Source organism: Streptomyces sp. SID8374, assembly GCF_009865135.1.
Classification (GTDB): Bacteria; Actinomycetota; Actinomycetes; order Streptomycetales; family Streptomycetaceae; genus Streptomyces.
Genome location: NZ_WWGH01000001.1, coordinates 4,016,487 through 4,039,060, shown reverse-complemented (window position 1 = coordinate 4,039,060; position 22,574 = coordinate 4,016,487). Strand labels below are relative to the sequence as shown.

General features: G+C 72.8%; 15 protein-coding genes. 5 read left to right on the top strand and 10 right to left on the bottom strand.

The genetic code is table 11. The annotated features are described in order from the left end of the window. Positions 1-55 precede the first annotated feature (55 nt). The 5 genes from GTY67_RS17690 to GTY67_RS17670 all read right to left on the bottom strand — a co-directional run bounded on the left by GTY67_RS17690 (position 56) and on the right by GTY67_RS17670 (position 5,401). Complete coding sequence (locus tag GTY67_RS17690) at positions 56-775, bottom strand: DsbA family protein (RefSeq protein ID WP_161279299.1); 720 nt, start codon at positions 773-775, stop codon at positions 56-58. Continuing rightward, positions 772-2,688: an anthranilate synthase family protein gene (locus tag GTY67_RS17685; RefSeq protein ID WP_093689944.1), complete on the bottom strand. Its 1,917-nt coding sequence runs from the start codon at positions 2,686-2,688 to the stop codon at positions 772-774. Before GTY67_RS17685 ends, GTY67_RS17690 begins: the two co-directional genes overlap by 4 nt. Then, entirely contained in the window at positions 2,688-3,311 is a 624-nt protein-coding gene (locus GTY67_RS17680; RefSeq protein WP_093689942.1) for an isochorismatase family protein, read from the bottom strand. Before GTY67_RS17680 ends, GTY67_RS17685 begins: the two co-directional genes overlap by 1 nt. 74 nt (positions 3,312-3,385) lie before the next feature. Next, positions 3,386-4,156, bottom strand: coding sequence for a 2,3-dihydro-2,3-dihydroxybenzoate dehydrogenase (locus GTY67_RS17675; RefSeq protein WP_093689940.1), 771 nt, complete (start codon positions 4,154-4,156; stop codon positions 3,386-3,388). 66 nt (positions 4,157-4,222) lie between these two features. After that, positions 4,223-5,401: a 3-deoxy-7-phosphoheptulonate synthase gene (locus GTY67_RS17670; protein ID WP_093689938.1), complete on the bottom strand. Its 1,179-nt coding sequence runs from the start codon at positions 5,399-5,401 to the stop codon at positions 4,223-4,225. 515 nt (positions 5,402-5,916) lie between these two features. On the opposite strand from GTY67_RS17670, the gene GTY67_RS17665 reads away from it, so the two are divergent. The 3 genes from GTY67_RS17665 to GTY67_RS17655 all read left to right on the top strand — a co-directional run bounded on the left by GTY67_RS17665 (position 5,917) and on the right by GTY67_RS17655 (position 10,469). Beyond that, the gene (locus GTY67_RS17665; RefSeq protein ID WP_161279298.1) at positions 5,917-7,605 is read left to right on the top strand and encodes a carboxylesterase family protein; all 1,689 of its coding nucleotides are present in this window, start codon (positions 5,917-5,919) and stop codon (positions 7,603-7,605) included. A 68-nt stretch (positions 7,606-7,673) separates the two neighbouring features. Continuing rightward, a complete protein-coding gene (gene asnB, locus GTY67_RS17660; protein ID WP_093689934.1) occupies positions 7,674-9,530 on the top strand; it encodes an asparagine synthase (glutamine-hydrolyzing) in 1,857 nt (618 codons plus the stop codon). Between the two features lie 54 nt (positions 9,531-9,584). After that, positions 9,585-10,469: an arylamine N-acetyltransferase gene (locus tag GTY67_RS17655; protein ID WP_093689932.1), complete on the top strand. Its 885-nt coding sequence runs from the start codon at positions 9,585-9,587 to the stop codon at positions 10,467-10,469. 62 nt (positions 10,470-10,531) lie between these two features. On the opposite strand, the gene GTY67_RS17650 is transcribed toward GTY67_RS17655, so the two are convergent. Both GTY67_RS17650 and GTY67_RS17645 read right to left on the bottom strand, forming a co-directional pair. Further along, the gene (locus GTY67_RS17650; protein ID WP_161279297.1) at positions 10,532-11,755 is read right to left on the bottom strand and encodes an MFS transporter; all 1,224 of its coding nucleotides are present in this window, start codon (positions 11,753-11,755) and stop codon (positions 10,532-10,534) included. 95 nt (positions 11,756-11,850) lie between these two features. Next, the gene (locus GTY67_RS17645) at positions 11,851-12,918 is read right to left on the bottom strand and encodes an alkene reductase (protein ID WP_237502646.1); all 1,068 of its coding nucleotides are present in this window, start codon (positions 12,916-12,918) and stop codon (positions 11,851-11,853) included. Between the two features lie 178 nt (positions 12,919-13,096). Between GTY67_RS17645 and GTY67_RS17640 the strand changes: the two genes are divergently transcribed. Then, positions 13,097-15,799, top strand: coding sequence for a LuxR family transcriptional regulator (locus GTY67_RS17640; RefSeq protein ID WP_161279296.1), 2,703 nt, complete (start codon positions 13,097-13,099; stop codon positions 15,797-15,799). A gap of 512 nt (positions 15,800-16,311) precedes the next feature. After that, positions 16,312-18,132 carry a helix-turn-helix domain-containing protein gene (locus GTY67_RS17635; RefSeq protein WP_237502645.1) on the top strand — a complete coding sequence of 607 codons (1,821 nt, stop codon included), beginning with the start codon at positions 16,312-16,314 and terminating at the stop codon, positions 18,130-18,132. Positions 18,133-18,172: 40 nt separating this feature from the next. Here GTY67_RS17635 and GTY67_RS17630 read toward each other — a convergent pair whose 3' ends face one another. From GTY67_RS17630 to GTY67_RS17620, 3 genes are all read right to left on the bottom strand, one after another. Continuing rightward, positions 18,173-19,399: a transposase gene (locus tag GTY67_RS17630; RefSeq protein WP_161279294.1), complete on the bottom strand. Its 1,227-nt coding sequence runs from the start codon at positions 19,397-19,399 to the stop codon at positions 18,173-18,175. Positions 19,400-19,826: 427 nt separating this feature from the next. Next, the gene (locus GTY67_RS17625) at positions 19,827-21,047 is read right to left on the bottom strand and encodes a S8 family peptidase (RefSeq protein WP_161279293.1); all 1,221 of its coding nucleotides are present in this window, start codon (positions 21,045-21,047) and stop codon (positions 19,827-19,829) included. A 238-nt stretch (positions 21,048-21,285) separates the two neighbouring features. Beyond that, the gene (locus tag GTY67_RS17620) at positions 21,286-22,560 is read right to left on the bottom strand and encodes a HAMP domain-containing sensor histidine kinase (protein ID WP_161279292.1); all 1,275 of its coding nucleotides are present in this window, start codon (positions 22,558-22,560) and stop codon (positions 21,286-21,288) included. Positions 22,561-22,574 lie beyond the last annotated feature (14 nt).

Genomic DNA, 22,574 nt, shown 5'->3' with positions numbered 1-22,574 from the left:
CGGTGGCACCCCCCGAAAGGGAGGCCACCGCGCACACCTGTGTGTACCTACGTGCTCAGCCGTGCAGCCGCCGCAGCAGCTCCTCCGCCCACCCGTCCTCGTACGCCTCGAACAGCGGGAAGCCCCCGTTCTCCGGCGCGTCCGTCCAGCGGCACCGCACCCCCGGGTTGTGCACCGCGTACCCGCCCGGCGCGAACAGGTGCGGGCTCCCCTGCACCTGCGGCCCCTGGGCGATGTCCCACTGGCCGTACACCTCCGCCCGGCCCTCCCCCGCGCGCAGCGCCTTCGCCAGCGCCTCCGCGTCCACGGGCTCGCACGCCTCGGCCAGCTCCAGGATCACCGCGTGCACGCCGATGGACCGGCTCTGCACGTAGAAGGCGTGGCGCAGCGCGGTGTCCAACTCGTCGGAGGCCCGCAGCCCGCCCACGGCCGGGGACTTCGCCGCCTGTACGGCCTCCAGGGCGGGCAGGATGCTGGACGGGTAGGTCCACTCCGGGGCCGTCCAGCGCCGCCACCCCACCTCGGGGCGGCGGGCGGCGATGGCGGCGACCTCCACGTCCACGATGAACTTCGGGGTGGGCTCCCGGTTGAACAGCTCCAGCGGGAAGGCCCGGTGGTCGACCAGGACCGGCAGCTCCAGCCGCTCGGAGGCCGCCCGCAAAGTGTGCAGGGCCAGCGCCGCCCAGGGGCAGCCGATGTCCGACCAGACGGTCAGGATCGGCGAACCACCCTCCGTGCGTTCGGTGTTGACCAGGGCCGGGTCGTCGCTCGTCATCGGGCCGCTCCTTCGGTGCGCCGCAGCAGTTCGGTCAGCAGGTTGCGGGTGATGTGTACCCCGTCGCGGGTGAGCACCGACTCGGCGTGGAACTGGGTGGAGGCGAACCAGGGTCCGCGCAGCCCGTGCACCTCGCCGGTCCGGGGGGAGCGGCTCACCTCGACGGGGCCGACACCCGGGGAATCGAACTTCTCCTCCTCCGACACCGCGGCGAAGGTGTTGTAGAAGCCCACCCGTTCGCGCCGGCCGAAGAGGTCGATCTCCCGCTGGACGCCCTGGTTGGGCACCTCCCGGCGGATCAGCGGGAGCCCCAGCCGCCGGCTCAGCACCTGGTGGCTGAGGCAGACGGCGAGGAACGGCGTACGGGTCTCCAGCAACTTCCCTACGGCCGCGTCGAGATGGGCGATCTTCGGGTCGGTGAGGTCGCGCGGGTCGCCGGGGCCCGGGCCCATCACCGTGAGGTCGTGGTCGGCCGGGTCGTACGGCTCGTCGAACCGACGCACCGTCACCGACAGTCCCACCGCGCTGAGTTGCTGGGCGATCATCGACGTGAAGGTGTCCTCGGCGTCGACCACCAGCACCCGCCGCCCGGCGAGGTACGGGTCCGGGGCGTGCCGGTCCCCCGCGTGGGCGAGCCAGAAGTCCGCCAGGGAGGAGTTGCGTTCGGCGAGCGCGGCCCGGACCTCGGGGTTGGCGGAGAGCCGAACCTGCCCGCCGGCCTCCAGCGCCGCCAGCAGCCCGGCCGCCTTGGCGCGGGTCTCGGCCGCCTCGGACATCGGGTCGGAGTGGCGTACGAGGGTGGCGCCGACGCCGATCCGCAGCCGGCCGGTGGCATCGATGTCGGCGGTGCGGATGAGGATCGAGGAGTCCAGGGCGTGGCCGCCGTCGCGGTCGCGGCCGAGGAGGGCCACCACCCCGCTGTAGTAGCCGCGGCCCTCGGGCTCGTACTGGTTGATGACGCGGCAGGCGCTCTCCAGCGGGCTGCCGGTGACGGTCGGCGCGAACATCGTCTCGCGCAGGATGTCGCGCGGGTCGCGGTCGCTGTGCCCCTCGATGAAGTATTCGGTGTGGGCGAGGCGGGCCATCTCCTTGAGGAACGGTCCGATGACCCGTCCGCCGTCCGGGCAGATCCGGGACATCATCTTCAGTTCCTCGTCGACGACCATGTACAGCTCGTCGATCTCCTTGCGGTCCGCGAGGAACTCCATCATGGCGGGCAGGCTCGGGCCGGAGGCCGCGTACCGGTAGGTGCCGCTGATCGGGTTCATCACGGCGAGGCCGCCGGAGAGGCTGACATGGCGCTCGGGGGTGGCGCCGACGAAGGTGCGCTCGCCGGTGTGGACGACGAACGTCCAGTACGCGCCGGACTCGCGCTCCAGCAGCCGCCGGAAGAAGGTCAGCGCGGCGCCCGGCCCGTAATCCGTGATGTCCGCCGAGTAGGAGCGCTTGATGACGAAGTTGGCGCCTTTGCCGGTTCCGATCTCCTCGGTGACGACCCGGCGTACGGTCTCGGCGTACGTCTCGTCGTCGGTGTCGAACCCGCCGTCGGTAAGGGCGATCGGGAGGTCCGGGATGCGGCGCAGCGCCTCGGCGACCGTCCGGGTCTCCTGGCCGGTGACGGTCATCGCCAGGAGCGGCGAGCCGTCCTCGGTGCCGATGAAGCCGCGCTCGGCGATCTGGCGGTACGGGACGAGGACGAGCGCGTCGTGGCGTTCCCGGCCCACGCCACCGGGGGCGTCGTGCCGGGCCTCGCCCCCGGGGCCCGGGGGGAGCGGGATGTCGGCCAGGGTCTCGTACGCGTGCACGTCCCCGACCAGCACGTCGAGGGTGCCCTCGCCGGTGGACTCGGGGCGGTACAGCAGGGCGAAGGGCGGCGGGTGGGGGGCGAGCACCTGCCCGAGCAGATCGGTCATCAGCCCACCGCCTCCTTGGTCGTGAGCACCACGGCGCAGCGGTGCGCGGCGTACTCCACGGTCATCCGGTGCCGCTCCAGGGAGAAGTCGGCGACGGCGTCGGCGACCAGGAAGGTCTCGATGTCCTGGGTGAAGGACTCGACGGCGGTCATCAGCACGCCGACGTGCCCGTAAACCCCGCTGATCACGAGCTGGTCCCGGCCGGCCGCGCGCATCCGCTCCAGCAGGTCGGTGCGGAAGAAGGCGCTGTAGCGCCATTTCGTCAGCAGCCAGTCGCCGGGGGCGGGGGCCAGCTCGTCGACCACCTCGCGGTCGGCGGGCTCGGCGCGCATGCCGGGGCCCCAGAAGTCCTTGAGCAGGCCGCGCTGTTCGGGGGTCATGGAGCCGGGCTGGGCGGTGTACGCCACCGGCATCCCGGCCGCGACGGCGAAGGCCCGCAGCCGGGACGCGTTCGCCAGCAGCGGTTCGCGCAGCTCGGGGGCGAACGGCTGGAGGAAGTAGCGCTGCATGTCGTGGAAGAGCAGGACGGCCCGGTCGGGGTCGATGCTCCAGTGGGCGGTGTTGTCGGGGAGGTCGCCGCGGTCCGGGAGCGGGTACGGCGGGATGGGGGCGATGCCGGCCATGGGTGGTCCTGGTCCTTTCGGGAGTGGTGCTGTTCCGGTCGCCGGACACCACCCGGGGGGCGGTGTCCGGCCGGTCAGGCCCCCAGCGAGGCGCCGCCGTCCACGGTCAGGTCGTGCAGGGTGATCTGGGCGGCCCGGTCGGAGAGCAGGAACGCCACCGCCTCCGCCACATCGGTGGGCCTGCCGATCCGGCGCAGCGGGATACCGACGCGGTACGCGGCCGGGGAGCCGTCGAGGGTGTGCTGCTCGGCCGCCCGGTCGTGCCACATCGACCGGAGCATCGGGGTGTCGGTGGAGCCGGGGGCCACGGTGTTGCAGCGGATGCCGTACTCGGCGACCTCCAGGCCGAGCGACTTGATGAGGAGGGTCGCCGCCGCCTTGGAGGCGGCGTAGGCGGCCATCCCCGCCCGGGGGGTGACGGCCGCGTTGGAGGTGACGGTGACGATGGCGCCCCGCCTGCGCGGGATCATCCGGTTCACGACCGCCCGGGACACGTTCAGGACGCCGGTGATGTTGACGTCCAGCATGGCTCGCCAGTCCTGGTCGGTGATCTCGCTGACCGGGCCCAGGCGCAGCACCCCGGCGGCGTTGACCAGCTGGTCCACCGGCCCGACCCGCTCCTCGACGGCCTCGACCACGGCGTTCACCGCCGCGCTGTCGGACACGTCGACCGGGAAGGCCGTCACCGGCAGGGACTCCGCGCGGAGCTTGTCGACCTCCTCGGCCAGCCGGTCGGCGTCGCGGTCGACCGCGGCCACGGCCGTGCCCTGCTCGGCGAGCAGCCGGACCACGGCCGCGCCGATGCCGCCGGCGGCCCCGGTGACCAGTGCTGTCTGCTCTTCCACCTGAACTCTCCTTCGTACGAGGGTTGTACGGGTGCCTGAAAAGGGGGCTGCGGTACGCGGTCCCGCTCAGTCGCGCCAGGCGGCGATGACCGAGACCGCCTGGGAGGCGGTCAGCCGGGGGTCGCAGAAGCTCGTGTACTTCTCGCCGACCTGGTGGGCCCGGGTCTCGTTGCGCACGCACTCGGTGACGTCGTCGGGGGTGGTCTCCAGGTGGATGCCGCCGGGGGTGCCGTCGGCCGAGCGGACGGCGGCGAGGAAGCCGCGCACCTCCCGCTCCACGTGCTCCAGGTAGCGGGTCTTGAGCCCTTCGCCGGTGGTGACGGTGTTGCCGTGCATCGGGTCGCAGAGCCAGCTCACCGGGTGCCCGGCCGCCCGGACCGCCGCGACCAGGGCGGGCAGCCGCTCGCCCACGGTCTCCGCGCCCATCCGGGAGATCAGGGTGAGCCGTCCGGCCTCGCGGGAGGGGTCGAGGCGCTCGCAGAGGGCGAGCAGGTCCGGGACGGTCATCGAGGGGCCGACCTTGCAGGCCACCGGGTTGGCGATGGAGGCGAACAGCTCCACATGCGCCCCGTCCAGCGCCCGGGTGCGCTCGCCGATCCACGGCAGGTGGGTGGAGGCGAGCCAGAGGGCGCCCGACTCGTCCCGGCGGAGCATCGGCAGCTCGTAGTCGAGGAGCAGCGCCTCGTGGCTCGTCCACACCAGCGGGTCGATGCCCCTGGTGCGCTCGCGCGGGGTGGCGAGCCAGCCGAGGTGGCCCATCATCTCGCCCGCCGCGTCGTAGCCGGTGAGCAGCCGTGCCGGGTCGGGGATGCGGCCCTTGGGGGCGGGTTCGGGGCTGTTGACCATATGGCCCCGGTAGACGGGGAGTTCGACCCCGCCGATCCGCTCCAGCGGCTTGGAACGCGGCTTGGCGAACTGGCCGGCGATCCGGCCGATCCGCACGATCGGCTTGTGCGAGGCCATCTTCATGGCCCCGGCCAGTAAGTCGAGTACGGCGGCCTTGCGGGCGACGTACCCGGCGCTGGACTCCATGGGGTCCTCGGCGCAGTCGCCCGCCTGGACCACCTGCGCCTCGCCCCGGGCCACCTGCGCGAGGATCTGCCGGAGGGCCTGGGTGTCCTCGTACCGGACGAGGGCCCGGCGGCCGGAGAGCGTTCTGCGCACGTCTTCCAGGTGTTCGGCATCGGGCCAGTCAGGCTGCTGGAGTGCGGGCCTGAGCCGGATCTCGGACACGACGTTGTCCACTGGTGCCTCCACGGTCGCATGGCGCGAGCGGGGAACGCTCGCTGTCGGGTGTGAGTCGGTGCGGCGTCGGCAAACCCGTCGCGGGCGTCGTCCGTGACGAGGCGGCGTCCCGGGGGTCCCGCGCCGCTCGGTCCATGGACGACCCGAGCCCGCGGGTCAGGAGGGGGCGGCCGTCCCGCCCTGGTCCGGCTGCCGATCCTGGGCCGGATCGGGGCGGCTGCCAACCGGCGGGGAAGCAGTTCGTCAGGTGACGCGGATTCCATCAGGTCTACCCGCGTCCAGCGGCCTGGACCTGACGGACTAGCCGGGCGCCCCTGGGCGGACATCACGGACGCGTTGCACCATGAGGCCGCTCCCGACCCCTGCTCCGCGTCCGTACCGGTGGCTTCCGTACCGGTCGCGTCCCTACCGGGCCACACCCGTACCGGCTGCGTCCATACCGGCTGCGCCCCGTACCGGCCGCGTCCGTACCGGCTGCTTCCGTATCGGCGCCAGGCCCCTGGAGACCTCTCCTCATGACATCACGCACCAGTTCCGGCCTTCCCAGGCGTACGTTCGTGGTCACCGCCGCCGCTGCCGCGGCCGCCGCGGCGACCGCCGGCCCGGCCGTTCCAGCGGCGGCCGCGACCGCCGCCCACCGGCCCTCCGGGCCCCGTACCGGACCGGTGGTCGTCCGGACGACCGCCGGCCGCATCGCCGGTCAGCGACTCGACGACGTCACCGTCTTCCGCGGTGTCCCCTACGCGGCCCCGCCCGTGGGACCGCTGCGCTTCGCCTCCCCCCGGCCGCCCGAACCGTGGAACGGGATACGGGACGCCACCGCCTTCGGCGCCCCCGCGCTCCAGACCGACTACCTGCCGGACAGCAGCGAGGACTGCCTGTACGCCAACGTCTGGACGCCGAGCACCACGGGCCGCCGGCCGGTAGTGGTCTACATCCACGGCGGCGGCTGGTTCCTCGGGGCGGGCAGCGAGCCCGACTACGACGGCGCCAAGCCCGCCGTGCGCGGCGACATGGTCGTCATCAACTTCAACTACCGCCTGGGGCTGCTGGGTTGGGGGCTCCACGAGGAGTTCACCGACCGGCGGACCTCGTCCTTCGCCAACTGGGGCCTCCAGGACCAGGCGGCGCTGCTGCGCTGGGTCCAGGCCAACGCCGCTGCCTTCGGCGGCGATCCGGGCAACATCACGCTGGCCGGCACCTCGGCCGGCGGGTCCAGCACCTGGCAGCTCAGCCTCCTGCCGCAGCTGCGCGGGGTGATCAGGCGGGCTATACCGATCAGCGCCAAGCACGTCTGGAATCCCGCGAGTTCGACCACTCCGCGCGAGTCCCGCGAGGTCTACGCGCTGCTCGCGTCCCGGCTCGGCACGACGGTCGCCGGGCTGCGCGGCGTATCGGGCCCGGAGCTGAAGGCCGCCTGGGAGGAGCTGTACTCCGGCGACCCCTCCGACCGCCCGGTGGCCGGGTGGCGCGAGTACCGGGGGCCGGTGCCCGACGGGCAGTGGATGCGCGGGTACGACCATGAGCTGCCCACCCCGCAGATACCGATCATGCCGGTGTACGCCCGTACCGAGGGCTCCTTCTTCACCGGCGGACCCGGCTACCCCTACCCGGGCCCGCACCCCACCGACGACGCCGAGCTGCGCGAAGCCGTCTTCATGGTGCTGCGCAAGGGCAGCGCCCGGGTCGGCCTCCGCGACGCGGACCAGGCCATCGCCTTCTACCGCAAGGCGGCCGTGGCGGACGGGCTGCCGCAGGACCCGATGTCGCTCTGGTCGGAGATCTGGGGCGACGGCCTGTTCCGCTACCAGATCGTCCGGCTGGCCGAGCGGCACGCCCGCGAGGGCCGCTCGCCGCAGTACCTCCTGGAGTTCGCGCACCCGGTGCGCGCCCCCTACTCCGGCACCCCGCACGAGGCGACATCGAAGTTCCTCTTCGGCTCGCACGCGCTGCCCGCCAACGCGCCCGCGTACGGCGACGGCCCGCTGGAGCGCCAGGTCTCCGACACCCTGATCGACCTGGTCGCCTCCTTCGCCCGCGACGGGCGGCCGGTGAGCCCGCACGCCCCCGTCTGGCCGGAGTTCGCGCCCCGTACCCCCAGCACGCTGGTGGTCGGCGGCCCGGACATCGCCCGCGTCTCCGCCACCTTCAAGGAGCGCCAGCTCCGCTACTGGGACCGGGCCGGCTGGGTGCCCCGTACCTAGGCCCTGCCGTCCGGATTTTCGTACAGCGCTGTTGACACGGCTGAACACGAGGAAAGGAACGAGACACTATGTGTGGACTCGCAGGCTGGGTCGGCTACGACCGCGACCTCTCCCAACTGGGCGCCACGGCCGAGGCGATGACCGCGACGATGGCGTGCCGGGGCCCGGACGACGACGGGGTGTGGACGGCACCCCATGTGGCGCTCGGCCACTGCCGGCTCTCGGTCATCGACCTGGAGGGCGGCCGGCAGCCGATGCACGTCACCGCGCCCGACGACGGCCTGCCGACCGTCGTCTACACCGGCGAGGTCTACAACTTCCTTGAGCTGAAAGAGGAGTTGAGCGGGCTCGGCCATGAGTTCCGCACCTCCAGCGACACCGAGGTGGTGCTGCACGCCTACCTCCGGTGGGGCGAGGACTTCGCCCGGCGGCTCAACGGGATGTACGCGCTGGCCATCTGGGACCCGCGCACCGAGGAACTCCTGCTGGTCCGGGACCGGATGGGCGTGAAGCCGCTCTTCTACTACCCGACCCGCGACGGGGTCCTCTTCGGCTCCGAGGCGAAGGCGATCCTGGCCCACCCGGAGGCCGAGGCGGTCGTGGACCGCGAGGGCCTGGCGGAGATCTTCGCCATCATCAACACCCCCGGGCACGCCGTCTTCAAGGGCATGCACGAGGTGGTCCCCGGCACGGTCGTCCGCTTCACCAAGGACGGCCACACCGCCCGCACCTACTGGGAGTTGACCGCGCAGCCGCACGGCGACGACCTCGACACCACCATCGCCCAGGTCCGCGAACTCCTGGACGACATCGTCCGGCGCCAGCTCATCGCGGACGTGCCCGTGGGCACCCTGCTCTCCGGCGGACTGGACTCCAGCGCCCTGACCGCGCTGGCCGCCAAGGCCTTCCGGGACCAGGGGCGCGCCGAGCGCGTCAAGGCGTTCTCCATCGACTTCAAGGGCAACGACGAGGCCTTCGCCGGCAACGGGATCTGGCAGGACCCCGACACCCCGTACGCCGTCGAGGTCGCCGAGCACTGCGGCGCCGAGCACATCGTCGTGGAGCTGGAGAACGCCGACGTCCTGGACAAGTCCATCCGCGCCCGCGTGCTGCGCTGCCAGGACCTCCCCATCTCCACCGGCGACATGGAGCACTCGCTGCTCCACCTGTGCACCGCGCTCAAGCGCCAGGTGACCGTCGCCCTCTCCGGGGAGACCGCCGACGAACTCTTCGGCGGCTACAACTGGTTCTTCGACAAGGAGGCCGTCGACGGGGACACCTTCCCCTGGTACGACGCCTGGCGGCGGCTCGGCGGTCTGGACACCATGAAGGAGATCGGGCTGTGGGACCGGCTCGGTCTGGAGGAGTACGTCAAGACGCGGTACGCCGAGGCGCTGGCGGAGGTCCCCCGGCTGCCGGGCGAGTCCGCCCGTGAGGAGCGGATGCGGGAGCTGACGTACCTCAACATCTCCCGCTGGGAGAACTTCCTGCTGGACCGGAAGGACCGGATCAGCATGGCGGCCAGCCTGGAGGTCCGGGTCCCGTTCACCGACCACCGGCTCGTCGAGTACGTCTTCAACGTTCCGTGGGAGATGAAGAACTTCGACGGGCGCGAGAAGAGCCTGCTGCGCGCGGCCGTCGCAGACGTGCTCCCCGAGTCGGTGCTGACCCGCAAGAAGAGCCCGTACCCCTCCACCCAGGACCTGGAGTACGTCCGGGCCCTGCGCGACCAGGTCGCCGCCCTGCTCCACGAGGGCTCCCCCGTGCTCGAACTGGTCCCGGCCGAGGGCATCCAGCGGCTGCTGGACAAGCCGCTGGAGTCGTACGCCGGGCTCGGCGGGCTCTGGGGCACCCGCGCGGTGATGGAGCGGCTGGTCGAGTTCAACACCTGGGTCACCGAGTACGGGGTCCGGGTCGAGGCGTGAGACGGCACCGGCACCCCGAGCTGTCCGCGACCCCTACGAAGGAGTGATGTCCCGATGTACGCCACCGGGCTGCCCGTCGACGTCGACCGCTCGCCCGAGTGGGGAGCGGACCGACTCGACCTCGACGCCTACCTGCTGCGGATCGGCTACGAAGGCGCCCGGGACGACTCGCTGAAGACCCTTCAGCAGCTGCACCGGGCGCACATGAGCACCATCTGTTTCGAGAACGTCGACATCGCGGTGGGCCGCACGGTCTCCCTCGACATGGCGGAGCTGGAGCGGAAACTGGTCCGCTCCGGCCGCGGCGGCTACTGCTACGAGAACAACCTGCTGTTCGCCGCCGTACTCGACCGCTTCGGCTTCCCCGTGATCCGGATGCTCTCGCGCATCCGGGAGGGCGACACCAGGCGCCGCTTCCGCTCGCACACCTCCCTGCTGGTCAGGGCGGCGGACGAGCCGGAGACGGTGTGGCTGGCCGACCCCGGCTACGGCTACGCCGGGCTCATCGAACCGATCCCGCTGCGCGAGGGCGCCCGGTCCACCGTGGCGGGCTGGGCCTGGGAGCTGGGCGTCGACGACGACCACTGGATCCTGCGCTCCCGGACCCGGGAGGGCGGCTGGACGGACCTGTACGCCTTCCGGCCGGAGCGCCAGTACGAGGTCGACTACCAGGCGGCCCACTACGTCAGCTCCACCCGGCCCGGCTCCCCGTTCGTCAACCGGCTGGTGGCGCAGCGGGGTTCGGAGACCGTACGGCACCGGCTGCGCAACGACGTCCTGGTCACCGACCACCCCGACGGCCGCACCGAACGCGCGGTGCTCGGCCCGGAGGAGGTGGTGGCCGCGCTGCGGGAGAAGTTCGGCCTCACGCTGACCGACGAGGACGTCTCGCTGCTCCTGGGCTTCCTGCGCCGGGGGGACGACGGCCCCGCCTCGTAAGGAGCGACACGGCGAGAGCCCCGGCACCTGGTGCCGGGGCTCTCGCCGTACCTCTCCACGGTCTACAGCAGCGAGACGATCGCCGGCCCGAAGGCCGCGCCGAGCAGGTAGCAGAGGTTGAACAGCCCGATCGCCGCCGGGCGTTCCTCGTCGGGCACCGCCTTCGTGGAGTGCACCGCGAAGACGCCCTGGCCGGAGGCGGCCGCGATCGAGGCGAGGGCCTGCGCGAGCAGCAGCAGGATCGCGACGGTGCTCACCGAGGCCAGCACCACCCCGGCGGCGCTCAGGGCGACCAGGGTGATGATCACCGGCTGGCGGCCCACCTTCGCCGACAGGGCGACCACCACCCAGGAGAGCGCACCGCCCAGCAGCAGCGGCCACACCATCGCCACGCCGATCTTCCCGCTCGACCACGGGGTGTGGTCCGACAGCGCGTCCGGCACCGCGAACATCAGCCCGAAGTTGACCGCCGCCAGCAGGAACGCCAGCACCGAGGAGATCAGGAAGACGGGGCTGCGGACCACCACCGCCGGGACGAACCCCTGCGGCCTGCGCCGCAGATGCCACACCAGGGCCGCGATCGTGAGGACGGAGAGGACCCCGGCGACCGGCGGGTAGTGCGGCACGAAGACCAGGGCCGTGACCACGGCGGTGAGCAGCACCGCGCCGAGCCCGTCGAAGACGGCGGTCGAGGTGGGCCGGGTGGAGACCCGCCCGATGATGACGAGCAGCGCGATCAGGCTGAGCGCGGGCAGGGCGAGCGTCGCCTGCCAGTTGAGCGCGTCGTTGACCAGCGAGCCGACCAGCGGCGCGGTGGAGCCGACCACCGCGAGGGAGGCCGTGACGAAGCCCATGGAGCGGGCCGAGTTCGTCAGGCTCATCGCGATGGAGGTGAGGCCCGCGGTGCCGAGCGCCTGGAGCGCGCAGCCGATGATGACGGCGGGCAGCGCCGGGACGGTCAGCACCAGGAGCGCGCCGAGCAGGACCAGCGCCCCGCAGGCGCTGAGCGCGGCCCGGGCGCCGCGGTGCCGCAGCAGCCCGGTCATCAGGGGGGTGCCCACCGCGATGCCCCAGCCGAAGGCGGTGACGCCCCAGGTGACGGTTCCGGTGGTGGTGGACAGGTCGCGGGCGATGTCGTCCAGGACCAGCGCGGGCCCGGCGATGCCGAACGAGAGCGGTCCGGCCATCAGCCCCAGCCAGTAGGTGGGGATGCGCGGGGTGTCGGGTCCGGGCGGGTCCGCGTCGGCGGGGCGCGCGGTGCCCGGGCCCGCGAGGGATTCACTCATCGGTCCTCCAGAGGTGTGGGATGGGCCGGGCGGGCTCCGCGTGGACGGGCCCGGCCCGGCACCGCCCGGTGTGCCGGGCCGTCACGCGGTCGGGGTCAGAGCGTCGGGTAGTCGGTGTAGCCCTTGTGGTCGCCGCCGTAGAAGGTGGACGGGTCCGGCGAGTTGTACGGGCCGCCGGCCCGGATGCGGCGGGGCAGGTCGGGGTTGGCGAGCCAGAGCGAGGCGAGGGAGACCGCGTCGGCGAGGTCGTCCTGGAGGACCTCCTGCGCCGCCTCGGGGGTCACCGAGGCCTCCGTGCCCGTCTTGTGCGGGTTGAGGATGAGCGTGCCCGGCCACTCGGCCCGGATCAGCTCGGTGACCGCGCGGTGGCCGAACTCCATGATGTGGACGTAGGCCAGGTTGTACGGGGCCAGGGTGCGGATCAGCGTGCGGTACAGCTCGGCCGGGTCGCTCTCGCTGACACCCTCGCTGGTGGAGCCGGGCGAGATGCGGATGCCGACGCGCTCGGGGCCGATCGCGTCGCTGACGGCCCGCGCGACCTCGTCGGCGAACCGGACCCGGTTCTCCACCGAGCCGCCGTAGACGTCGGTGCGGTGGTTGGAGCCGTCGGCGAGGAACTGCTGGATCAGATAGCCGTTGGCCCCGTGCAGCTCCACCCCGTCGAACCCGGCGTCCACCGCGTGCTTGGCGGCGGAGACGAAGTCCTCCACGGTCCGCGCGATGTCCTCCAGGGTCATCTCACGCGGCACCGGGTGGTCCACCATGCCGTCGGGGGTGTACATCTGCCCGCCGGTGGCGATGGCCGAGGGCGCGACCGGAAGAGCGCCGTCCGGGTAGAGGCTGGGGTGGCCGACCCGGCCGGAGTGCATGAGCTGGACGAAGATCCGGCCGCCGGCGGCGTGCACCGCGTCGGTCACGCCCCGCCACGCCTCGGCCTGCTCCGGGGAGTGCAGACCGGGGGTGTCGATGTAGCCCTGGCCGATCACGCTCGGCTGGGTGCCCTCGGTGATGATCAGCCCGGCCCCGGCGCGCTGGGCGTAGTACTCGGCGGTGAGCGCGTTGACGGAGCGGTCTGCGGAGCGGCTGCGGGTCATCGGGGCCATCACCAGGCGGTTCGGCAGGGTCATCTTGCCCACTCGCAGCGGCGTGAACAGCTCGTCCATGGCGTCCTCCATCGGGTTGTGATCATCGGCGGATGTCCTGATCACAACGGTAGGAAGGGCGCTCTCGCCTCGAATCCGTAGTCTCTACTGCTCCCGGTACGTATTCACGGGTAAGTAACATGGGACCGTATACCGATGGCATGCGGACGGATCTTGGAGCGGGTGGAGGGGGACGTCGGTGCTGTACGGGCGAACCACCGAACAGGAGCGGCTGGCGAAGCTGGTGGCCGGGGCCCGTGCCGGGTGCAGCGGGGCTCTCCTGGTGCGCGGCGAGGCGGGCATCGGCAAGACGGCACTGCTGGACTGGCTCGCCGAGACCGAGACCCGGGCCGACGCGGACAGCGGGACCGACGGCACCGACGGCCGCGGGCTGCGCATCTTACGGGTCACCGGCGTGGAGCCGGAAGCGGATCTGGCCTTCGGCGGCCTCGTCCAGCTGCTGTGGCCGGTGCAGGACCGGCTGAGCGCCCTGCCCGAGCCGCAGGCCGCGGCGTTACGGGCGGTCCTCGGCACCGGCGGTGAGCAGCGGGGACCCGACCGCTTCCTCACCGGGCTCGCCGTCCTCACCGTCCTGGCCGATCTCGCCGAGGACGGTCCTCTTCTCTGTCTGGTCGACGACGCCCAGTGGCTGGACCAGGCCACCGCCGAGGCCCTGCTGTTCGCCGCGCGACGGCTCGCCGCCGAGGGCGTGGCAATCGTGCTGGCCGGCCGGGACGACGGCTTCACCGCCCCCGGCATCCCCGAACTCCAGCTCTCCCGGCTGAACTTCGAGGACTCCTCACGGCTGCTGGCCGACCGGGGCCGCGCCCCCGCCCTGCGCTCCCAGATCATCACCGAGTCCGCGGGGAACCCGCTGGCCCTCATCGAGTTCGACGCCGCACGGCGGGACCGGCCGCACCAGCACGCCCCCCTGCCGGTCGCGGACCGCGTGTTCTCGGCCTTTCGGTCACAGATCGGCAAACTGCCCGAGCGCACCCGGCTGATGATGCTCATCGCGGCCGCCGAGGGGCGGGGCGATCTGCCGCTGCTGCTGCGGGCCTCGGAGCTGCTGGGGGTGGGCATCGGCGATCTGGAGGAGGCCGAGCGGACGGGCCTGATGTACGTCATGGACGGCACCGTCACCTTCCGGCATCCGCTGATCGCCTCGGCGACGTACCAGGGGTCGGTGCTCGCCCGCCGGATCGCGGTGCACCGGGCGCTGGCCGAGGCCGCCGCGGACCCCGACTGCCGCGCCCGCCATCTGCTGGCCGTGGCCACCGGACCCGACCCGGAGGTGGCCCAGGAGCTGGCCGCCGCCGCCGGACGCGCCCGGGGCCGTACGGCGTACGCGGCCGCCTCCGGTCTCTACGGCCACGCCGCCCGGATCACCACCGACCACCACCAGCGCGCTTCCTGGCTGGCCGACGCGGCGGCCTTGGCCCTCGCCGCCGGTCATGCCGCCCAGGCGGACCGGCTCGCCCAGGAGGCCGACGAGCTGACGGACGACCCGGCCGTCGGGGCCCAGGTCGCCTCGGTGCGCGCGGCCGTCGTCTTCGAGCTGGGCGACCAGAGCGAGGCGGCCCACGGACTGCTGGCCCGCGTCGGGGACGCGGCCACTCCGGAGACGGCCGGCCTGCTCCGTACGGCCGCTGCCTACGGCTGGCTGGCCGGAGACGCGGACGCGGTGCGCGCGGCGGCGGGGCGGCTCGCGGCGGGCGGGTGCGCCGATGCGCTGGTCGAGGGGCTGGACCGGCTCTGCGAGGACGACGCCGAGCACGGGCTGCCGCTCCTCGCCCGGTTCCTGGCCGGACGCCTCGACGGACCCGACACCCGCGACGCCGACGAGCAGGCCGTCCGGATGCTGGCGCTGACCTGCGGCATGATCCTCGGCGACGACGAGGCGGCCCTCGACCTGGCCTCGGCGGAGGTGCGCTGGTGCCGGTCCCAGGCCCTCATCGGTGAACTCCCGTACGCCCTCGACGTCCTGGCGCAGAACCAGGTCCTGGCCGGACGCCACCGGGACGCCGAGGCGGCGGTGACGGAGGCGGAGGAGATCGCCCGGGACACCGGGATGCGCCAGCGCCTGGTCCGGCTCGGCGCGGTCCACGCACGGATCGCCGCCATCAAGGGCGACGCACAGCGCGTACGGGAACTGGCCGACGCCACACCCGCCGCGCTGCGCACCGGAGTCGACTGCGCACGCGTCCTCCTCGACCTGGGCCTCGGCGACTTCGACGCGGCCCTCACCCGGCTGGACCCGCCGCCGCCCGGCCCCGACCGCTACACCTGGCTCTCCCTCTCCACCGCCGCCGACCAGGTCGAGGCCGCCGTCCGGCTCGGCAGGCCGGAGCGCGCTGAGGAGGCCCTGCGCCACTTCGAGAACTGGGCCCAGGCCGGAACAGGCGCGGCCGCCGCTCCCTGGGCGCAGGCGGTGGTCCTCAGATGCCGGGCGCTCCTCAGCGACCGCCCGGAGGAGTTCACGAGGGCGCTGCACCTGCACGAGAAGGGCGGCCGCCCCTTCGAACGCGCCCGGACCGAGCTGCTGTACGGGGAGTGGCTGCGGCGGGCCCGGCGGCGCAACGAGGCCCGTGGCGTGCTGCGTTCCGCGCTGGCCACCTTCGAACGGCTCCAGGCGGAGCCGTGGATGCGGCGGGCCGGGGCCGAACTCCAGGCGGCCGGGGAGCACTTGGTGACGGCCCGGATGCTGGCCGACAACCTGATCGACCGGCTGACCCCGCAGGAGCTCCAGGTGGTGCGGCTCGCCAAGGACGGCAGCAGCAGCCGGGAGATCGCCGCGCAGCTCTTCCTCAGCCCGCGCACGGTGGAGCACCACCTCTACAAGGCGTACCCGAAGCTCGGGGTGGGCTCGCGGCAGGAACTCGTCCTCCTCGACCTGACCTGAGCACCGGCGCCGGTACCCGTAAAACCGGCACCGGCACCGTAAAGGCGTACGCCCGCGACGGCTTTTCCGACGGCGGTCGTTCACGCCCCGGCCCGCTGCGGGTTCACGCCCTGTTCCCCTTCCGTCGCAGGCCGCTGATGCGCCCCCCGATGCGCGCTCCGGAAGGGTGCCCGGCCACCGCGTACCGCTCCTGCGAACAAGGCGAAAAGTGCGCTGCCTACCGCTCGGGGCCGTTCTACGGTGCCCGGACCACCTCCCTCTGACGATCAGGGCATATTACGCTTCTGACCGGTGCGGGAGGCCGAAAGGCGACGCTGCCGCACGGGCCGCGCCGAGGCCGCTGACCAGAGATGCCGCCAGGCCGCACAACGGGGGATCACGTGTTAAGACACGAAGCCGAGGCGAACATCGACGCTGTCGCCATACTGGAGCTGTTGGCCTCCGACGCACCACCGGACCGATTCGAATCGCTCCTTACGCGCGCCCGTTCCGCGGGAATGCCGGGGCCGCAATTGGACCGATTGGAAAACGCGCGGAAACTTGGGCTGCACATCTATTCCCAGCTCGACCGCCGGCAGCAGCGCGAGGCCAGTCTGTCGGCGCTGGTGGACATCGCCCGTGAGCTGTCCGCCCCTTACGACCTCAAGACCCTGCTCAAGGTGACCACCCGCCGGGCCCGGATGCTGCTCGGCGCGGACATCTCGTACATCACGCTGCTCACCTCGGAGAAGGGCACGGCCCGGGTCGAGGCCAGTGACGGCCATGTGTCGTCGTTCCATGTGGGGATGCAGATCCCGCACGGAGCCGGGAGCAGCGACGTCCTCACCACCTCCGCCCCCTTCTGGAGCGCGGACTACCTCAGCGACGCCCGCTTCCCCCACCACGAGCGCCTCGACGAGATGGTGCGGGCCGAGGAGCTGCGCGGCATCATGGCGGTCCCCCTGAGCCACGGCAGCGGGCCGTTCGGGGTGCTGCACGTCGCCGACCGGGAGCCGCGCCACTTCTCCGCGGACGAGGTGTCCCTGATGAGTTCGCTGGGCGATCTCGCGGGTGCCGTCATCGAGAAGGCGTGGCTGATGGACCGGACCACCGCCGAGGTGGAGATGCTCCAGCGGCGCACCGAGGAGGCGGAGGCCGGCTACCGGCAGTGGCAGGAGGTCGGCGACATCCACGAGTTCCTGATGTCGCAGGTGCTCTCCGGGTGCGACCTCCAGAGCCTGGCGGACGAGGCGGCCGACGGGCTCGGCGGGGTGCTGACCGTCTGCGCGGGCGACGGCACCGTACTGGCCAGCACCGCCGGGGCGCAGCCCGACGAGGACCTGATGATCTCCCGGGCGATGATGGACGCCCACGCCGCGGGCAAGGCGGTCCGGGTGAAGAACACGGTGTGGGCGGCGCCGGTGATGATGGGTGACGAGAACCTGGGCGCGGTGCTGCTGCGCACCGAGCGCCCGCTGTGGGAGTCCGGGGTCCGGCTGCTGGGCCTGGTGGCGCAGGCCACCGCCGTACTGCTGCTCATGCAGAACCGCCACGGCATCGTGATGGAGAGCCAGGCCCGCGACGGCTTCCTGGACGACCTCGTCAACCGCACCCGCTCCACCCGGGAGCTGGACCGGCGGGCCCGGAAGCTGGGCGTCGCGCTGGAGGAGTCGTACGTCATCGTGGTCGCCAGCCCGGTCGGCGACGCCCGGCGCAAGGCGATGATCTGGGCCTCCTCCTACGCGCACCGCAACGACGGGCTGAAGTCGGAGCAGTCGGGCCGGGTGGTCTTCCTGCTGCCCGGCACCGACGCGGCCGAGGTCGCCCGCGAGGTGCACAACGACCTCTCGCCGCTGCTCAGGCATCTGGTGACGGTCAGCGCCGCCGGGCCGGTCTCCGGCGCGGGCCCGATCCACCGCAGCTATCTGGAGGCGCTGCGCTGTCTGGAGGTGATGTCCGCCCTGGGCCTCTCCGGCCGTTCGGCCGCCGCCTCCGAGCTGGGCTTCCTCGGGCTGCTCGTCTCCGACGACCACGATGTCGACGGGTTCATCGACTCGGTGATCGGCCCGGTGGCCCGCTACGACGACCAGCGGCTCACCCAGCTCACCGACACCCTGGAGGCCTTCTTCAACGCCTGCGGCTCCCCCACCCACGCCGCGAAGAAGCTTCATGTGCACCCCAACACGGTCGCCCGCCGCCTGGAGCGCGTCAACGAGCTGCTGGGCGAGGGATGGCAGCACCCCGACCGCGCGCTGGAAGTACAACTCGCCCTGAAACTCCGCCGGATGAGGTCCGCCCTGATGGGGCGGGAACTGCACGCCGGCAGCGCCCGCCCCGGCGGGGACGTGGAGTGAACCACCCGGCGGGGCCCGGCCCCGCCCGCCCGTCTTCGTCTCACCACAGGGGGCGGGCCTCCCCGCCCAGCCGACTGAGGGCGACCACGGTGTGCGCGGCCGAGGCGAGGGTGACATGGCGGTGCCAGCCCGCGAAGGAGCGCCCCGTGTAGTCGCGGATGCCCACCCGCTCGGCGATCTCCCGGAAGTCGTGGTCCACCCGGTCCACGAGCCGGGTGAGCCGCAGGAGTTCGGAGGGCGCGGCGTCCGTCATGTTGGTCAGCCACAGTTCGCCGGGCCAGGCCCGCCCGTGCTCACCGACCCCGAGCAGCACCAGCTCACCGCCGTGGCGGCGCTCCATCCGCGCCGGGCTCGGAATCCGGGTCCGTACCGCCGCGACCAGGCTCCGGCGGGCCGGGCGCCCCGGCCCGTGGGCCCGCCAGGCCACCGGCCGGCGCAGGTCGCGGGCGGCGGCCATGACCTGGTGCGCGGTCGACGCCCCGGTCCGGCCGCGGAGCAGCGGGTCGGTGACGTCCAGCCGGGTGCTGCCCGGCACCCGCGCCAGGACCTGGACGCCCGCCGCGTGGTACGACCGCACGGTGGCCGCCGCCTCCGCCGCGTCGGCGCCGTGGCCGTCGAGGATCACCGGGCAGTCCGGCAGCCCCCACTTCCGCATCATCCCCAGGTACGCCTCGTGGGCGCAGTCGGCGGGCGACTCCGAGGCGACGGCATCCGGTATGGAGGCCTGGGTCCGGCGGGCCCCGTCCTCCAGCCAGGCGTCGGAGAGGTGCAGCCGCCAGTTGACGGGGAAGCTGCCGGCCTCGGAGGCGGCCCAGACCCCCACCGCGTACTGGGCGTTGAGCACCTGGCCCGTGTACGGCAGGAACTGGCGCTCCACCCCGACCGAGTTCTCCCCGGCCTTCGGGATGACCATGGACCGGGCCACCCACGCCTGGGGCGGTGCCACCCGCACCACATGCTCGGCCAGTGCCCGGCGGACCGGCGTCCACCCCCAGGTGGAGCTGGCGACGAAGTGGTGCAGGCTCTGTTCGGTGGCGCTGCCGCCCAGGACGGCGGCGATGTTCCGTATCGACTTGCGGCCCTCCGCCGCGATCAGCGCCTGGAGGTAGTGCATGCCCCGGCGGCGCTGGTCGCTGCGCGGCAGGGAGAGGAACAGGCGTGATCCGAGTTCGCCGAGCACGATGTCTTCGACTCCGGATGCGTCGAGTGGCAGGCGGTGCTGCTCGCCCGATAATCGGTTGTCTGTGTAAAGAGCAGCGGCACTCATCCCTGTACCTTCCCTCTAGGCGGCGCTTCTGGGACCTTCGTTCCCTACGGTGCGGGCCGGGCGGGTGGCATGCCTAGGTGCTCCGGACACCGGTTTGCCCGGCGATGCGGTGCCCGTTCCACCGCCGCCCTAATTCGGGTGGGACGACTGCGACCTGCGTCACGTGGGCGATGGTGGCGAGGCACCACGCAACCGGTCTGTTACACCCCGACAACACAGGGGGACCACGGCGGCGGGCCGCATCACCGCACGACAAACCGCATGGCCCACCGGGTGTGCCCGGACCCCTTGCACGGAGCGTGACCCGCGCCGGGACTCCGCTCACCTTGCGTGCACCGGCCCTGGAGAACGCGGACGGCCGTGGCCGGTGAGGGGATCACCCCGCACCGACCACGGCCTGAAAGCGCCGTCTTACCGGACCACCGCGTTACGGGACCAGCCGGAGCAGCTTGTTCGGGGAGCCGGTCCCGATGCCGGTGAGGACGTTGTTGGTCGCACCGTTCACGAGGGCGGCGCCCACGGCGGCCGGGGAGGCGCCGGGGTGGTTGGTCAGGTGGACGGCGGCCGCGCCGGCGACGTGCGGCGCGGCGAAGGAGGTGCCGTTGCCGGTGTAGGTGGCGGTGTCCGAGGTGGCCCACCCGGCCGTGATGTCGGAGCCCGGCGCGAAGAGGTCCACGCGGGGCCCGTAGTTGGAGTAGCTCGCCCGTGCGTCGGTCCGGGTCGTGGCACCGACGGTGAGCGCGGTCTCCACGCGGGCGGGCGAGTAGTTGGAGGCGAGGGCGTTGGAATTGCCGGCCGCGATGGAGTACGTCACCCCGGCCGCGATCGACCGGCGTACCGCGTCGTCGAGGGCGGTGCTGGCGCCGCCGCCGAGCGAGACGTTGGCGACGGACGAGGAGGTGCGGTTGGCGGTGATCCAGTCGACGCCCGCGATGACCCCGGCGGTGGTGCCGGAGCCGCTGTTGTTGAGAACCCGCACGGCGACGATCTTCGCCTTCTTGGCGACGCCGTAGGTGGTTCCGGCGGCGGTCGTGGCGACGTGCGTGCCGTGGCCGTTGCCGTCCTGGGCGGTGGCGTCGTTGTCGACGAAGTCCCAGCCGTACGAGGCCCGGCCCGCGATGTCCTGGTGGGTGATGCGGACACCGGTGTCCAGGACGAAGACGGTGGTGTCGCCCCCGCCGGAATCCGGGTAGGTGTACGTGCCGTTCAGCGGCAGATTGGCCTGATCGATCCGGTCGAGGCCCCAGGGTGCGTTGGTCTGGGTGGCGGTCGAGTGGACCTTCTGGTCCTGCTCCACCGAGGCCACCGCCGGGTCGGCGGCGAGCCGCTTCGCCTGGGCGCCGCTGAGCTGGGCGGCGTACCCGTTCAGCGCGGTGGTGTAGGTCCGCTTGATCTGGCCGCCGTAGCCCGCTATCAGCTTCCGGCCCTGCGTCGCGGAGGCGCTGAACCCGGCCTTCTCCTTCAGCGTGACGATGTAGCTCCCGGGAACCGCCTCGGCCGCCCCGGCGTGCAGGACTCTGCCCTCGGGCGCGGGGGCGGGGGCCGCCTGTGCCGGTAAGGCCGCTCCGGCTCCGACGGCGAGCGCCAGTGTCGTGGCCGCGGCGATCGCTCCGGCGATCCTTCGCTTGGTGGTGCGCACTGCTGCCATGAAGAACTCTCCTCGAACGGTGGCGCGCCAGGGGTTCACGCGCCGGGGGGGATGCGGCGTACGGGGTCTCGTCCGCCGCATCCGACGATGGCGGGGTGCGCCGGAGCGCGACAAGGACGCCCGGGGAGATGTCATGACCGCGCCACATACGTGACCGCGCGTCAACTCCCCTTACACGCACGGCAATACAGCCGTCGTGTGGAGTGCACGAAGCGCCGCTGTCGGCCGTGTGGCGCCCTCAGCCCTCCCCCGGCGCCCCCGCCCCCGCCCCCGCCCCCAGGTCAAGAGTCGCGATCGCCCCGCCCCCGTCCGGGTCGTTCGCGAAGGTCAGGCGGGCGCCGAGGACCGCGGCCTGGCCCTGGGCAACGGTCAGGCCGAGCCCGTGGCCCCGGCCGCGCTCGCCGGCCCCCGTGCGGAAGCGCTGCGGGCCCTGCACGAGCAGGGCGGCGGGGAAGCCGGGGCCGTGGTCGCGTACGGAGATCCGGGCGCCGACGACGGTGACCTCGACGGGGGCAGCGCCGTGGCGGTGCGCGTTGGTGACGAGGTTGACCACGATCCGCTCCACCCGGCGCGGGTCGGTCTCCACCGTCCCGGCCTCCCCGGTGGTGACGGCCGTCTCCGTCCCCGTACGCCGCACCACATCCGCCACCATCTCCCCCAGTGGCACCGCGTCCGGCCGGGCCCGCTCGGCGCCCGCGTCCAGGCGGGAGATCTCCAGCAGGTCCTCGATCAGGGCGTGCAGGGCGCGCACCCGGTCCCGTACGAGATGGGTCGCCTCGTCGCTCTCCGGGAGCAGCCCGGCGGCGGTGACCAGGCCCATCAGCGGGGTGCGCAGCTCATGGGCGACGTCGGCGGTGAAGCGCCGCTCGTTCTCCAGCTTGCGCTGGAGGGCGGTGGCCATGTCGTCGACGGCGACCGACATCTCGGTGATCTCGTCGCGGGCCCGCCCGGCCGACCCGATCCGCGCGTCCAGCTCCCCGTCCGCGATCCGCCGGGCCGTACGGGCTCCGTGGCGCAGCCGCCGGTTGATCGGCTCGGTGGCGAGGGCGGCGAGCGGGACGACGAAGACGAGGGCCGTGAGGACGGACTTCACGATGGAGCGGTCCAGGAGCTGGAGGCTGCGGACCTCGGTGCTCATGTCGTCGCGTACGACGAGGACTTGACCGTCACCGAGGGCCACGGCGCCCCACATCCAGTACCAGTTGGGCGGATCGGCGTCGTACCAGGTGGCGTAGCCGCCGGTGTCCGGCTGGCGGGCCAGGTCGCGCGCCAGCGGCTCGGGCAGCTCCTGACGGGTCCGTACGTCGGCATCGGGCGGCGCCTTCCCCGTACGGCTCAGCTCGCGCTCGGCCGCGACGAGCCGGGTGATCGTGCGGTCGTGGCCCACGCGCAGCCCGCGCTCACGGGTCGCGTCGTGGACCAGGAAGCCGATGACCGCCGCCACCGCACAGCAAGCCGTGGCGGTGAGGGCGGCGATCTTCCAGCGCAGGGCGCGGGGGTTGAGGGGGCCCATGGTGATCCGTCGGT

Excerpts from the sequence above, each read along its gene's own strand:
- GTY67_RS17690 (WP_161279299.1), bottom strand. The coding sequence starts at position 775 with ATGACGAGCGACGACCCGGCCCTGGTCAACACCGAACGCACGGAGGGT.
- GTY67_RS17685 (WP_093689944.1), bottom strand. The coding sequence starts at position 2,688 with ATGACCGATCTGCTCGGGCAGGTGCTCGCCCCCCACCCGCCGCCCTTC.
- GTY67_RS17680 (WP_093689942.1), bottom strand. The coding sequence starts at position 3,311 with ATGGCCGGCATCGCCCCCATCCCGCCGTACCCGCTCCCGGACCGCGGC.
- GTY67_RS17665 (WP_161279298.1), top strand. The coding sequence starts at position 5,917 with ATGACATCACGCACCAGTTCCGGCCTTCCCAGGCGTACGTTCGTGGTC.
- asnB (WP_093689934.1), top strand. The coding sequence starts at position 7,674 with ATGTGTGGACTCGCAGGCTGGGTCGGCTACGACCGCGACCTCTCCCAA.
- GTY67_RS17655 (WP_093689932.1), top strand. The coding sequence starts at position 9,585 with ATGTACGCCACCGGGCTGCCCGTCGACGTCGACCGCTCGCCCGAGTGG.
- GTY67_RS17650 (WP_161279297.1), bottom strand. The coding sequence starts at position 11,755 with ATGAGTGAATCCCTCGCGGGCCCGGGCACCGCGCGCCCCGCCGACGCG.
- GTY67_RS17645 (WP_237502646.1), bottom strand. The coding sequence starts at position 12,918 with ATGGACGAGCTGTTCACGCCGCTGCGAGTGGGCAAGATGACCCTGCCG.
- GTY67_RS17630 (WP_161279294.1), bottom strand. The coding sequence starts at position 19,399 with ATGAGTGCCGCTGCTCTTTACACAGACAACCGATTATCGGGCGAGCAG.
- GTY67_RS17625 (WP_161279293.1), bottom strand. The coding sequence starts at position 21,047 with ATGGCAGCAGTGCGCACCACCAAGCGAAGGATCGCCGGAGCGATCGCC.
- GTY67_RS17620 (WP_161279292.1), bottom strand. The coding sequence starts at position 22,560 with ATGGGCCCCCTCAACCCCCGCGCCCTGCGCTGGAAGATCGCCGCCCTC.